Raw genomic sequence first — 13,191 nt, 5'->3', positions numbered from 1 at the left:
TCTCCTTAATTGCGTTTAGCCCTGTGCAGAAGGGGCAGCCTGCGCGTCAATCCGCGCGATTGCCTCTTCCCGTCCCAGCAGGACCAGAACATCGAAAATTCCGGGTGAGGTTGTTGTCCCGGTCAGTGCTGCGCGCATGGGCTGCGCCAGCTTGCCAAGGCCCAGTTCAAGACCCTCAGCCATTTCCTTGAGATTGGCCTCGAGGGCCTCTGTTGTCCAGTCATTTTCCTGCGTCAAACGCGCAGAAATCTGCGCCAGCAACTGCCGTGCATCATCGTCGATCAAACCGGCCGCCTTGTCGGTCATTTCAAGCGGGCGGGTCTTGAACAGGAACGCTGCACCTTCGGCCAGTTCATTCATGGAACGGGCGCGCGTTTTCAGCACCGGCATGGCCTTGGTCAAAAGATCGATCTGGCCAGTCTGACCAAGTGTTTCCGCCACCAGCCCGGCCAGACGCGCATCATCAGCCTCGCGAATATAATGCCCGTTAAGGTTCTGCAGCTTTTTCAGATCGAAGCGCGAAGGGCTTTTGCCGACACCGTTCAGGTCAAACAGCTCGATCGCTTCGTCACGCGAAATTTCCTCGCGGTCGCCATGGCCCCAGCCCAGCCTGAGCAGGTAATTGAACAGCGCTTCGGGAAGAATGCCCATCTCGTCGCGATATGCTTCCACGCCCAGCGCCCCATGACGTTTGGACAATTTTGCCCCGTCAGAACCGTGGATCAGCGGGATATGCGCGTAAATCGGGTCTTCCCAGCCGCCTTCAATCGCGTTCATCGCGCGATAGATCGGCAGTTGGCGAAAGGCGTTATTCAGATGATCATCGCCGCGGATAATGTGCGTTACGCCCATGTCATGGTCATCAACCACTACGGCCAGCATATAGGTGGGTGTGCCATCAGCGCGCAGCAGGATATAATCATCGATTTCCTGGTTGCGGACCGTAACGCTGCCCTGCACCAGATCGCTGATCGTGGTCTCACCATCCTGCGGTGTTTTGAGCCGCACGGTGAAGGGTACGTCGGCCGGCGCCTGGGACGGGTCGCGGTCACGCCAGCGGCCATCGTAGCGCAGCGGCTGTTTGGCAGCGCGCTGCTGGGCGCGCATTTCTTCCAACTCTTCGGTGGTGGCATAGCACCGATAGGCATAGCCATTTTCCAGCAGAATATGGGCAATGTCTGCGTGGCGCTGCGCCTGTTTTGACTGGAACACCGGCGCATCATCATAATCGAGCCCGAGCCAGTCCAGACCCTCCAGAATTGCGTCAATTGCTTCTTGTGTTGACCGTTTGTGATCGGTGTCTTCGATCCGCAGCAGCGCCTTGCCGCCGTGGTGCCGCGCAAAAAGCCAGTTGAACAGGGCAGTGCGTGCCCCGCCAATATGCAGGAAACCCGTTGGCGATGGGGCAAAGCGTGTAACAACCGTGCCACTATTGCTTGCCATACGAACCCGCTTCCTTTTCAATACGATAATGGCAGGTCGCGCGCTCACAGAAATCCCCATGGGGGACAGTCCTGCCGTTGGCGATGCTGCAGTGCAGCGTCCTTGGCGTAGCCGTGTGAAATTGTCCAGCATCGCCGCCGGAATCGAAGAATTTTTGGCCAATGCAGGGTTTGATCGCGGGCCGTGGCTGACGGTGTTCTTCGCCGCCGGGATTGCGACGTGGTTTGCGCTCGACAATCCATTCCAATGGGTCTGCGCCATTGCAGCAGCTTTTCTGGTGATCACAGGCGGGCGGGCGATGTGGTATGAACGGCCGGAACGCGCCGAAATCAGCCTTGCCCTTACGGCGACAGCGCTGGTCTTTGCAGCCGGGCTTGCCACTGTGTGGGCGCGGTCGGAAATGGTTGGCGCTGCGGCCATCAGCAAACCGGCATTCACCCAGATTACAGCGCGTGTCCTGTCACGCGAAGACCAGCCATCCAAAAACCGGGTGCGGCTGCTGCTCGCCATGCGAGATGCAGAGACGGGCACGGCGCAGAAAGTCCGTGTCAATGTGCCGACAGCATCGGACCAGCCCGCACTACGCGAAGGCGCGGTCATCAAATTGAATGCGCGGCTGATGCCGCCTGCACCGCCGATGGTGCCTGGCGCGTATGATTTTGCGCGCACGGCGTGGTTTCTTGGTCTGTCCGCCACCGGGTCGGCATCGGGCGAAGTGGAAATCATCAGCCCTCCGGCGCCCTCTGGCGGGATCGCATCATTGCAGCGGTCCATTTCGCGCCATGTGAGAAGCCAGCTTGGCGGAGCGTCCGGCACCATCGCGGCGGCATTTGCCAGTGGTGATCGCGGCGCAATTTCCGCTGCCGACGAAGAAGCGATGCGCGATGCCGGACTGACGCATCTGCTGTCCATCAGCGGTTTGCACGTCAGCGCTGTCATCGCGGCAACCTATATGTTGGCGATACGGTTGCTCGCATTATGGCAATGGCTTGCCCTCAGGGTGCGTCTGCCGGTCGCTGCCGCTGCCATCGCGGCGCTGGGGGGCATCGGTTATACTTTGCTGACAGGAGCAGAAGTGCCGACCGTGCGAAGCTGCGTCGGCGCTGTGCTGGTGCTGATCGCTCTTGCGCTTGGGCGCGAACCGCTTTCTCTCAGAATGGTGGCGGTGGCGGCGCTGTTTGTGCTGGTATTATGGCCCGAAAGTTTGGTTGGGCCCAGTTTTCAGCTCAGTTTCTCTGCCGTTCTGGTGATTATTGCCTTGCATAATTCGGCACCTGTCAGGGCTTTCCTCGCCCCGCGAGAGGAAAGTGGACTGGCACGGGCGGGCCGCCGGACAGTGATGCTGCTGGTGACAGGTCTGGCGATCGAATTTGCGCTGATGCCGATCGTCATGTTTCATTTTCACAGGGCCGGGATCTACGGCGCTTTTGCCAATGTGATCGCCATTCCGCTGGTTACTTTCCTCTCCATGCCGCTGATTGCAGTGGCGCTGTTTATGGACAGTTTCGGAGCCGGTGCGCCAGCGTGGTGGCTGGCTGGAAAATCACTCGATCTGCTGCTGGCCATTGCCCATTGGACAGCGTCCCGGCCAGGTGCTGTCCGGCTGATGCCGGAAATGGGTGCCGGACTGTTCATGGCATTTATTGCGGGCGGTTTATGGCTGGTTCTGTGGAAAGGAAAAATCCGCCTGCTGGGGCTGGTTCCGGCTGGTATTGCGGCGCTGGTAATGATGGGAAGGCCAGTGCCGGATATTCTTGTGTCAGGTGATGGCCGCCATGTCGGCATTGCCGGGGAAGCAGGCCAGATGCTGACCCTGCGTGACAGCACAAGCAGTTACGCGCAGGATAATCTGATGGAACTGGCAGGATTGCCCGGGACGCCCATTCCCTTGTCAAAGTGGCCCGGCGCGCGGTGCAGTCCCGACTTCTGCGTTCTGACGATGAAGCGAGAGGGACGTATCTGGCACGTGATGATGGCGAAAACCCGCAATTTTGTGGAGCGAGATGCCCTGTATGAAGCATGCAGGCGATCCGACATTGTAATCGCCGACCGGTATCTGCCTGCCAATTGCCATCCCAAATGGCTGAGGGCTGACCGTAACATGCTGCAGCGTTCCGGCGGTCTGACGATCTACCTTGGTGAAGGCAGCATCGAAACCGTGGCGCAGCGGCAGGGGGAGCATGGTTGGTGGCGGGGTTGGTAACCCACGAGAGCAGCGGACCTGGAAGCTGCGCGCATAGAGCAGGGCCCGGGAACTGAGCCAGAGAACCGGGGCAGGCCGAAGCCCGCCCCGATACATCAATGGTAGCGGCGCAGCAGGCCTGCCAGTTTGCCCTGAACCTTGACCTGATCAGGCATATACACCTGCGGGTCATGGCTGGAATTTGCTGGGTCGAGACAGACTTTGCCGTTTTCCCGCCTCAGATATTTGAGCGTGGCTTCCTCGTCATTGACGAGTGCCACCACGATTTCACCATCGCGGGCCACATCGGTGCGCTTCACCAAAGCGAAATCGCCATCGAAAATGCCCGCATCAATCATCGAATCGCCCGATACTTCGAGCGCGTAATGTTCACCCGGGCCAAGCAAGGCGGCCGGCACAGGGAGGCTGGCCTGCCCTTCCAGCGCCTCGATTGGTGCGCCGGCGGCGATACGCCCATGCAGGGGTATGTTGATAACATCATTTGCAGGTTCGCGCTGCGGCGCTCGTGCCGGTTTAGGCATAGCCACAACATTGTCCGTGGCCGTAGTTCTCGGTGCGCCTGAAACAGCGTTTTCGGGCTGTTTCAAAACTTCCAGCGCACGTGCGCGGTTAGGCAGACGGCGGATAAATCCACGTTCTTCCAGGGCGGAAATAAGTCGGTGCACACCCGATTTGCTCTTGAGATCGAGAGCTTCCTTCATTTCTTCAAATGAAGGCGAAATCCCGGTTTCTTCAAGCCGCTCCTGAATGAAGCGGATAAGTTCGTGCTGCTTGGCAGTCAGCATGGCGAAAACTCCTTGGTCGCCTGAAACGATCCGCCCCACCAATATGGTGAACGAATGAAGAACAATTAGGCAACCATTTTTAGCAAGTCAAGCTAATCAGCCATTTTTCATCTGAAAGAGCGGAACATTTGTTCACGCTTTCACCCATCGCGCCTGTGCGATCCAATATTCCATAGTTGGGCGGGCGAAATCATGGTGCTTCACAGATGCGCCGCTATTGGTGACAATCACGTCACCTTGTCCACGCTTCGCCGCGAGGCACTGGCTCAATTCAGGCAGCGGCGTGCCAGTCACCGGATTTGCCGCCGGTTTTGGATTGCAGGCGAACATTTTCGATAACCATCGCCTTGTCGATCGATTTTACCATGTCGTAAATTGTCAAAAGGGACACACAAGCCGCTGTAAGTGCTTCCATTTCGACACCGGTCTTGCCAGTTAGCGCTGCCATTGCGCAGACCCGAATGGCATCTTCTTCCACAATGAAATCAACCGTAACGCTTTCCAGTGCAAGCGGGTGGCACAAGGGGATGAGGTCCGCGGTTTTTTTGGCAGCCATGATGCCGGCGATGCGCGCGGCGGCAAACACATCCCCCTTGGGAACCCCATTATCCCTGATCGCTGCCAGTGCCTCCTTCGACATGACTATCCGCCCGCTTGCCACGGCTTTGCGCACGGTTTCGGCCTTTCCCGACACAGAAACCATGTGGGCTTTGCCATAGTCATCAAGATGCGTCAGATCGGCCATTTACTCGGTCACTTTCCTTCAAAAACCCCCGCTGCATTATCGTGCCGCCCTATCCGGCAAGGCCCAACAGCACACCTGCGGCCATGAGGGCCGCCAGAACCACCAGCAGGGCGATCCATAGCAAGAGAATGCCGAAGGTCATCCGCCAGTTCTTGGGGGGCAAACCCTGCACCAGAAACATGATGATACCAGCCACATTCACGCATACCAGATTGACTGCGAATAAAAACAACGCGCCAGCAGCAATGGAGGGCTGCCCTGCGCCAATGAACATGCCTGTCGCCGCAAGGGGCGGAACCAGCGCGACTGCGATCATGACGCCAACCAGCGAGAGCGAAGCGCCGCGGCTGAGAGCCAGAACGCCGGCCGCACCGCACGCAAGCGCAAGCGCCACATCTGCCGGAGACATCATGGTCCTGTTGCGCAGTTCCGGCACAAGCGGATCAATCGGCACCAGCCAGCCCACCACCACGCCGGCCAGAATGGCGCAAAGCGACCCTGTCAGTAAGGTTGAAAGGGCGTTTTTGCCCATGCGGGGGTTGCCCAACGTTGCGGCCAATGCAACGCCCATTGTCGGGCCCAGCAGCGGGGCGATGATCATGGCGCCGATAACCACCGCCGTCTGCCCGCTGCGCATACCGAGCGCAGCGATGATAGCCGACAGGATGACCGTCAGCAGATAGTTTGGAGTTATCTCGAGGCTGTCTTCAATATCATCATAGAGTTCATCAGTGCTGATCCGGTCGCGGCTGAAAAACCGTTCCAGCCTGGAAGGGGGGCGGGCATTAGCTACGGGAAGCTCGGTTTCGGCAGTTTCAGCGATGGCTGGCAAAACGGCCTGCAAATCAGATACATAAGCCGTGAAGCTGTGCAATTGCCCGAAGGTTTCATCCAATTCAACGAGCAGCCGTTCGGTATAGCGTTGCTGCACGATGCAGCTGTATTTTTCCTGCCCGCCGGGCACTGCTTCGCGCCAGAAACGGCGGCTGTGCTTCGTCAAAATGGTTTCAAGCTGCGTGACGAGGGGTTCGGGCAGGAAAATCTCAACAAGTCGGGCAGACATGGTATCTCCCACAATACGCAGAGGCTGGCTGCCGCATTGGCTTACCGCCGGGCCGGGTGTTGACCCACAGTAATTTCACCTGCCATCACTGGCCTAGCAGCACCCTTGTTGCTGCGACAACGTCATCTTGCCGCATCAGGCTTTCCCCGACCAGGAATGTTCGAACCCCGGATCGCGCAAGCCGCACGCAATCGGCATGGGCCACAATTCCGCTTTCGCCCACCAGCAATGTGCCTGCCGGTGCCAGCGGAGCAAGGCGCTCGGTGACGCCAAGATCGGTCTCAAAACGTTTCAGATCGCGGTTGTTGACGCCAATCAGCCGCGATTTGAGCTTCGCTGCCCTCTCCATTTCGGCTTCATCATGGACTTCCACCAGAACATCCATCCCGCGTTCGAATGCAGCTGCTTCCAACTCGGCCATCTGGATATCCTCCAGAGCTGCCACGATGATCAAAATGGCATCTGCGCCGATGGCCCGCGCTTCTGCAACCTGCCACGGGTCCACCATGAAATCCTTGCGCAAGATGGGCAGGGCGCAGGCAGCGCGCGCTTCGACCAGGTAATCCTCATGCCCCTGAAAATAGGGCTCATCTGTCAGCACAGACAGGCATGCCGCCCCGCCGCGTTCATAGGCGCGGGCGTGCTCTGCTGGCCGAAAATCATCCCTTATCAGACCCTTGGAGGGGGATGCTTTCTTAATTTCTGCGATCAGGGCAAAGCCGCTTGCAGCTTTGTGTTCAAGGGCAGAGCGGAAGCCGCGCGGCCGGGATTGCGCGGTTGCAAGCCTGTCGAGGTCGGCCATGGTCGCATGGGTTTTGCGAATTGCGACTTCTTCACGCTTGGTCGCGCAGATTTCTTCGAGCTTGTTCATTTCGCCATGTCTATCCATTGGCCCAGCAATTTGTGTGCCCTGCCGGAATCCAGCGCTTCTGCTGCCGTGGCCGCACCTTCTTCCCAGGTTGGGCATGCATCTGCAACCAGCAGCGACGCTGCCGAATTGAAAATGACCGCGTCACGATAGGGTCCAGGCGTCCCGGTCAGCAGCGCCAGCAATGCCTTGGCATTATGGGCAGCGTCACCGCCGCGAATGGCTTCTACAGGGGCGTGGGCAATGCCGATAACAGACGCATCCACCCGCTTCATTTCAAAGTCGGTGCCGCGCACATCGGCCACTTCATTGCCGCCCGCGAGACTTAATTCATCCAACCCTTCGTCGCCCGACACGATCATGGTTCTATGCGTCCCCAATTTCGCCTTGGCAGCGGCATAGATCGGCACATAGGCCGGGCGGGCAATGCCGATAAGCTGGCTTTTCACCCCTGCAGGATTGGACAATGGTCCCATCAGATTGAAAATCGTCCGCCGCGCCAGTCTTTGGCGGATGGGTTGTATCCGGCCCATGGCGGGATGATGATTTTTGGCGAACAGAAAACAAATGCCCAGTTCGGCCAAGGTCTTTTCCGCTGTCCTGCCTGCGGCTTCCATATCAAGGCCCAGGGCTTCCAGAGTATCGGCCGCGCCCGATTTTGACGAAGCGGCGCGGTTGCCATGCTTTGCCACCGGAATGCCTGCTGCCGCCACCACCAGGCTTACTGCCGTAGACACATTCAGCGTGTGGTGCCCGTCACCGCCGGTGCCGCACACGTCGATGGCATTGTCCGGCGCGGCAATGGGAATAAGGCGGGCGCGCAGGGCGCGGGCAGCGCCGGCAATTTCTTCCGAAGTTTCGCTTCTGTCGGAAAGGTCCGTCAGGAAACGGGCGATTTCTTCCTCGCTGGTTTCCCCGTCCAGCAATGCGCCGAACACCTCTTCTGCTTCTGTTTCAGTCAGATGCTGGTCGGCCTGAGGCAGGTTTCTCATTGGGGAAGGCCTGCTTGTGGAAAATCTGGCTTGATACCGCAGATTGAAAGGAAATTGGCCAGCAATGCGTGGCCATGCTGCGTCGCGATGCTTTCAGGATGAAATTGCACCCCGTGGATCGGCAGCGAGGCGTGGCGGAAGCCCATTACCGCACAGCCATCAACGCCGGGCGTCTGGCTGGTGGCATTCACCTCGAGAATGGCGGGAATATCCTCCACAATCAGCGAATGATAGCGGGTGGCGGTAAAGGGTGAGGGCAGGGTGCTGAACACGCCGGTGCCGTCATGGGTCACAGGGGATGTCTTGCCATGCATGAGCCCGCCGCGCACCACCTTGCCGCCAAAATATTGGCCAATAGCCTGATGGCCAAGGCAGACGCCAAGCAGCGGCAACCTGGCATTGGCGCACGCACCTACCAGATCAAGGCTGATACCGGCCTCGTTCGGGGTGCAGGGACCAGGGGAAATGAGAATGCCTTGGGCACCGCTGGCAAGCGCATCTTGCACGGTCAGGGCATCGTTTCGTTCCACCTGCACCGGTGCGCCCAGTTCCATGAGATAATGGACCAGGTTGAAGGTGAAACTGTCGTAATTGTCGATGACCAGGATCATGGCGCGGCTTTCTCCTGATTTTGCACCAGGATCAAGGGGCCAATCGGCGCTGCGCTGTCAACGCGGCCACTGGCCGGATCCCACAGGGATGACACGCTTCCATCGAGGTAGAGCGCATTGGGCGTTTTCAGCACGTCACGATAATATCGCGCCAGTTTGCCGAAAGACACCGGCCCTTGCGAAATGACAAAATGCGCGCGGCCCTGACTATCCACGCCCACCCCGTTACGAAGGGTGCGCGATGGACCATCCTCGGTAATTTCCGGGTGCAGCTTGCCATTAATCAGCAGCATTGGGCCTGACTGCGTGCCAAATTGCGGGCGGTCGCCGACAGTGCGGTAAAATTCGTCCGAGGTTTTGACCTGCCATTTGCCCTTGGTACCGTAAAAAACGCCATTGGGTTTCAGATGAAAATTGCCGCTGCCATTAGTCTGGCTCAGTTCTTTGAGCCTTTCACCATTTTCGACATAATAGCCGATCGGCTTCCCTTCACCGTTAAACATGCCGCCATTCATGGCAAAGGCGACAGAGGCAGTGTCGCCGGCCATCGCCTCGGCCAGTTTTGCCAGGCTGCGATAGGGCTCACCGCCTTGCGGGCCCAGAACCATTGATATGGTGTGAACCGCAGGGTCCGCCACGCAATGGATCAAACCTGCATTTTCAAAAGTGACGCTGGTGCAGGCGGATGGCTGCGGTGAGACTGGCGCTGCAGGTTCAGCCGGACCGATGTTGTCGGCCTTGCCGCTGCCGATTTCCGTGCGCATCACAGGCTGGCCAGCAGGTTCCGGCCCGCAGGCGGTAAGCACGAGACAGGCGAGCGAGGCAATAGGGAGGGAGAGAAAGGCTTTCATTGGCCGAAATCCGGCTGCGCGGAAATGCGGGCAGCTTCGCGTGCCGCTGCAATAAGTGCGCCCGCCTTGGCTTCACATTCGCGCTGTTCATAGGCGGGATCGCTATCTGCCACGATCCCTGCGCCAGCCTGAACATGCATAATGCCGTCCTTGACCACCGCAGTGCGTAGCACGATGCAGCTATCGACCGAGCCATCAGGCGCGAAATAGCCAACGCCGCCGGCATAGGCTCCGCGCGTTTCATGTTCCAGTTCGGCAATGATCTCGCACGCCCTGATCTTGGGCGCGCCGCTGACAGTGCCGGCGGGAAAACCGGCAAACATGGCATCCAGCGCATCATGGGCAGGATCAAGCTGCCCGACGACGTTGCTAACGATGTGCATGACGTGGCTGTACCTTTCCACGGTGTAACTGGCAGTCACTTCCACAGACCCTCGCGCAGCAACGCGGCCGACATCGTTGCGGCCCAGATCCAGCAGCATGAGATGTTCTGCCCGTTCCTTGGGATCAGCCAGCAGGCTTTCTTCTGCTGCATTGTCCTCTGCCGCATTGGCACCGCGCGGACGCGTTCCTGCGATAGGCCTGATGGTAACTTCACCATTGCGGACACGCACGAGAATTTCCGGGCTGGAGCCGACCACCGCGAAACCTGGCAGATCAAGAAAATAGAGAAAGGGCGATGGATTGACCCGCCGCAAAGCGCGGTAGAGCGAGATTGGCGGCAACGGAAAAGGACAGGTGAACCGCTGTGCGAGCACCACCTGAAAAATGTCGCCAGCTTCGATATAGTCCTTCGCCCGCAGCACCATGTCACGATATTCGCCTTCCGCCATCACCGGCGTCAGGGCCAGATCATGGACCGGCGCTGCGGCAGCAGGCTTAGGCGTTGCCAGCGAAAGGCGGCGCAGCGCTTCATCAATGCGTTCGCCTGCCTGCTCCACCGCCTGCTTGATCCCGCGGCACGCTGACCTGTCTTCTGCGCCATCATTGGCCCATAGCGGCGCGATGGCGAAAAGCTCCTCGCTTAATCCGTCGAATACCAGAATAAGCGTGGGCCGGACAAACAGCATGTCAGGCAAATCGAGCGGATTTTCCGGCGCACGCGGCAGCTTTTCAACCAGGCCGATCGTCTCATAGCCGAAATAGCCGACCAGACAGGCAAGGGCAGGCGGCAGGCCATCGGGCACGTCGATCCGGCAATCAGCCACCAGAGCGCGCAAGGCATCGAGGGAACTGGCCTTGCACTCAGCAAAGGCTGCACGATCAGTGCGCCAGTGGGCATTGATGGCAGCCGCATTTCCGGATGCGCGAAAAACCAGATCAGGATCGAGCCCCAGCAGGCTGTAGCGTCCGCGAACTTCGCCGCCTTCAACCGATTCCAGCAAAAAATCGCCGCGGCCCGGCTCGATCAGTTTGAGCGCGGCACCCACCGGCGTTTCTGTATCGGCAACAATCTTGCGCCACACCAGCGCAGGCTTGCCCGCGCCAAGTGCGGCCATGGCGTTATCTGCATTTTCGGGCAAATGACCTGCGGTTGCACTCATGGGGCTGGAATCAGGAAAAACACGGCTGCAGACAGTCTCAATTTTCGCCTGAAAGCTGTTTACGAACGGCTTCTATTGCAGGCTGGTTACGTTCAACGCCCATTTCCTCGCGCATGGCGATCCGCAGTTGTTCAGCATATTCACGGCCTGTCGTGATGCCAAGATCACGTTTGGCCTGGCGAAAAATCGGATCATCCTTGCTGATGGTGCCGGCAACGATGTCATTCAGGTCCACGATGAACCAGCCGCCGTTGCGCGGCGCTTCCAGCTTCTTGGCAGTGCCCTCGGCCATGGAAAACAGCAGCGCCAGTGGCGGCGGAACCTGACCTGTAGCGGCCAATTGCTCGCGCGACAGATTGATCGGGTCAACCGGCGGCAGCTTGATCTTTTCAGCCGCAGTCGCCTGCGCGATGGTGGAACCGGCCTGCATGCGCTTCAGAATGCGGTCAGCCGCAGCACGCGCCGCTTTTGACCCTTCCGCAAGACGCCATCCTGCCACTACCTGCTGGCGGATTTCTTTCAGTGGCGCAGCAGCAGACGGGGTGATGTCGCTGGCTTCAAAGATCATGAAGGTTTCACCCCGCGCCACTTCTGCCAATTGCGGCTCACCTTCTTCCATCTGGAAAGCGGTCTGCAGCACTGGGCCGAGAATTTCAGGCGCGGTTTCGTTCTGCGAGCCATAGACAAGGCCATTGCCGGTGATCGGGCGGGTAGTCTGAAGCTCAATGCCCAGTTCCTTCGCCACATCAACCAGCGATTCGCCTTCTTCGAGGCGTTCTTCAATCGACGCGGAAAGGTCAGCCAATGCAGTCCGGCGCTTTTCCTCGCGCAGCGTGGTCAGGATTTCGCTGCGGGCCTGGTCCAGATTGCGCCCGGCGGTCTTGTCGACCGAATCCACGCGGATCACGTGCCAGCCAAGGCCGCTGCGGGCAGGGGCGGCAACGGTGCCACGCGCTGCGGCAAAAGCGGCCTGGGCAACGGCAGCCGAAGCCTGGCCAGACAATTGCTGGCGGTCAAACGGGCCAATCGCGGCCACCGCAAGCCCGGCTTCACGGGCCGCAGCTTCCAGCGATCCACCTGACTGAACGCGGCTGCGAATGGCATTGGCGGCTTGCTGGGTGGGGACGATCAGCTGGCTGAAGCCGCGCGTTTCGCGGGCAGCATATTTTTCGCGATTGGCCTCGTAATTGGCGGAAATTTCGCGCGCGGTTGGCTCAAGCGAGCCAGAAATGGAATCCGCGCCAAAGCTGGCGAAGCGGATGACGCGCCGTTCAGGGCGGATATAATCGCCGCGGCTGGCGGCGTAAAAATCCTGCACCTGCTTTTCGGTTGGCGCTGTCTTGGGCGCGAATGCGGCGCTGGGCACAATGCCGATGGAACCCTTGCGCTGTTCTTTCAGCAGGGAGGCGTAACGGCTGACGAATTTGTCAGGCATCACCGCGCCAAAGGATGCCGGCACCAGAATCTGCTTGGCCAGCAGGCCGTCGCCAAGATCCTGCCGGACCAGCGAATCGCTCAACCCGCGAGCGGCAATGGCCTGACGATAGGCGTTTTCATCGAAATTGCCGTTGGCGCCGCGAAATGCCGGAATGGCGATAATTTCGCTATTCACCAGATTTGCGCCAGCCCGCAGCCCGTATTTTTCCGCGAATCCGCCGATGGCCGACCGGTCGATCATCTGGTCAAGAACCTGACCAAGACCGCCCTGCTGCAAAAATACCGGCATTGAAATGGTGGGATTATCCTGCCGCACATTGTCGAGCGAGGAATTGGCCGCGCGGGCAAGGTCGGCGCTGCTGATCTTTTCGCCGCCGACGACTGCAACCCGGTTGCCCCCGGCAACGCCGCCAAAGGTCCCGGTGTTGGACACATCCGCGCTGGCAAATGCAAAGGCGATGATACCCAGGAAAGCCAGGGTCACGACGATGCCGACCTTGGATTTGAAGAAGTTGCGGAAAACGCTGAGCATGATGAGGTGCAAGTCCGGTATGATGGCGCGGGCGCGAAACCCGGCAGTGGTTTAGGCAATGATGTCTGAGGGCCGCCTTATCCGGCCTGCGGTCTTGCCGCAACAGGTGGGCAAGTC

The 13,191-nt window shown here is 59.2% G+C and carries 11 protein-coding genes; 1 reads left to right on the top strand and 10 read right to left on the bottom strand.

What is annotated here, in order from left to right:
• Positions 1-15 precede the first annotated feature (15 nt).
• On the bottom strand, positions 16-1,443 hold the full coding sequence (gene gltX, locus GRI44_RS05505; protein ID WP_160600394.1) for a glutamate--tRNA ligase: 1,428 nt from the start codon (positions 1,441-1,443) through the stop codon (positions 16-18).
• A 28-nt stretch (positions 1,444-1,471) separates the two neighbouring features.
• Between gltX and GRI44_RS05500 the strand changes: the two genes are divergently transcribed.
• Positions 1,472-3,646, top strand: coding sequence for a ComEC/Rec2 family competence protein (locus GRI44_RS05500; RefSeq protein ID WP_160600393.1), 2,175 nt, complete (start codon positions 1,472-1,474; stop codon positions 3,644-3,646).
• A gap of 95 nt (positions 3,647-3,741) precedes the next feature.
• On the opposite strand, the gene lexA is transcribed toward GRI44_RS05500, so the two are convergent.
• From lexA to GRI44_RS05455, 9 genes are all read right to left on the bottom strand, one after another.
• Positions 3,742-4,431, bottom strand: coding sequence for a transcriptional repressor LexA (gene lexA / locus GRI44_RS05495; protein WP_160600392.1), 690 nt, complete (start codon positions 4,429-4,431; stop codon positions 3,742-3,744).
• A 271-nt stretch (positions 4,432-4,702) separates the two neighbouring features.
• Positions 4,703-5,176 carry a cyclic pyranopterin monophosphate synthase MoaC gene (moaC, locus tag GRI44_RS05490; RefSeq protein WP_160600391.1) on the bottom strand — a complete coding sequence of 158 codons (474 nt, stop codon included), beginning with the start codon at positions 5,174-5,176 and terminating at the stop codon, positions 4,703-4,705.
• 49 nt (positions 5,177-5,225) lie between these two features.
• On the bottom strand, positions 5,226-6,239 hold the full coding sequence (locus tag GRI44_RS05485; RefSeq protein WP_160600390.1) for a TIGR00341 family protein: 1,014 nt from the start codon (positions 6,237-6,239) through the stop codon (positions 5,226-5,228).
• 85 nt (positions 6,240-6,324) lie between these two features.
• Positions 6,325-7,110 carry an indole-3-glycerol phosphate synthase TrpC gene (gene trpC / locus GRI44_RS05480; RefSeq protein ID WP_160600389.1) on the bottom strand — a complete coding sequence of 262 codons (786 nt, stop codon included), beginning with the start codon at positions 7,108-7,110 and terminating at the stop codon, positions 6,325-6,327.
• Positions 7,107-8,099, bottom strand: coding sequence for an anthranilate phosphoribosyltransferase (gene trpD, locus GRI44_RS05475; protein ID WP_160600388.1), 993 nt, complete (start codon positions 8,097-8,099; stop codon positions 7,107-7,109). The genes trpC and trpD overlap by 4 nt, the downstream gene beginning before the upstream one ends.
• A complete protein-coding gene (locus GRI44_RS05470) occupies positions 8,096-8,710 on the bottom strand; it encodes an anthranilate synthase component II (RefSeq protein WP_160600387.1) in 615 nt (204 codons plus the stop codon). Before GRI44_RS05470 ends, trpD begins: the two co-directional genes overlap by 4 nt.
• Entirely contained in the window at positions 8,707-9,561 is an 855-nt protein-coding gene (locus tag GRI44_RS05465; protein WP_160600386.1) for a phosphodiester glycosidase family protein, read from the bottom strand. The genes GRI44_RS05470 and GRI44_RS05465 overlap by 4 nt, the downstream gene beginning before the upstream one ends.
• On the bottom strand, positions 9,558-11,105 hold the full coding sequence (gene trpE / locus GRI44_RS05460; protein ID WP_160600385.1) for an anthranilate synthase component I: 1,548 nt from the start codon (positions 11,103-11,105) through the stop codon (positions 9,558-9,560). Before trpE ends, GRI44_RS05465 begins: the two co-directional genes overlap by 4 nt.
• Before the next feature lie 37 nt (positions 11,106-11,142).
• Positions 11,143-13,074: a peptidylprolyl isomerase gene (locus tag GRI44_RS05455; RefSeq protein WP_160600384.1), complete on the bottom strand. Its 1,932-nt coding sequence runs from the start codon at positions 13,072-13,074 to the stop codon at positions 11,143-11,145.
• Between the last annotated feature and the right edge of the window lie 117 nt (positions 13,075-13,191).

The sequence above is a fragment of the Allopontixanthobacter confluentis genome, from assembly GCF_009827615.1.
Classification (GTDB): domain Bacteria; phylum Pseudomonadota; class Alphaproteobacteria; order Sphingomonadales; family Sphingomonadaceae; genus Allopontixanthobacter; species Allopontixanthobacter confluentis.
This window is presented reverse-complemented; position numbering and strand designations above follow the sequence as displayed.

Excerpts from the sequence above, each read along its gene's own strand:
- lexA (WP_160600392.1), bottom strand. The coding sequence starts at position 4,431 with ATGCTGACTGCCAAGCAGCACGAACTTATCCGCTTCATTCAGGAGCGG.
- moaC (WP_160600391.1), bottom strand. The coding sequence starts at position 5,176 with ATGGCCGATCTGACGCATCTTGATGACTATGGCAAAGCCCACATGGTT.
- GRI44_RS05465 (WP_160600386.1), bottom strand. The coding sequence starts at position 9,561 with ATGAAAGCCTTTCTCTCCCTCCCTATTGCCTCGCTCGCCTGTCTCGTG.
- GRI44_RS05500 (WP_160600393.1), top strand. The coding sequence starts at position 1,472 with ATGGCAGGTCGCGCGCTCACAGAAATCCCCATGGGGGACAGTCCTGCC.
- trpE (WP_160600385.1), bottom strand. The coding sequence starts at position 11,105 with ATGAGTGCAACCGCAGGTCATTTGCCCGAAAATGCAGATAACGCCATG.
- GRI44_RS05485 (WP_160600390.1), bottom strand. The coding sequence starts at position 6,239 with ATGTCTGCCCGACTTGTTGAGATTTTCCTGCCCGAACCCCTCGTCACG.
- trpC (WP_160600389.1), bottom strand. The coding sequence starts at position 7,110 with ATGAACAAGCTCGAAGAAATCTGCGCGACCAAGCGTGAAGAAGTCGCA.
- gltX (WP_160600394.1), bottom strand. The coding sequence starts at position 1,443 with ATGGCAAGCAATAGTGGCACGGTTGTTACACGCTTTGCCCCATCGCCA.
- GRI44_RS05455 (WP_160600384.1), bottom strand. The coding sequence starts at position 13,074 with ATGCTCAGCGTTTTCCGCAACTTCTTCAAATCCAAGGTCGGCATCGTC.
- GRI44_RS05470 (WP_160600387.1), bottom strand. The coding sequence starts at position 8,710 with ATGATCCTGGTCATCGACAATTACGACAGTTTCACCTTCAACCTGGTC.
- trpD (WP_160600388.1), bottom strand. The coding sequence starts at position 8,099 with ATGAGAAACCTGCCTCAGGCCGACCAGCATCTGACTGAAACAGAAGCA.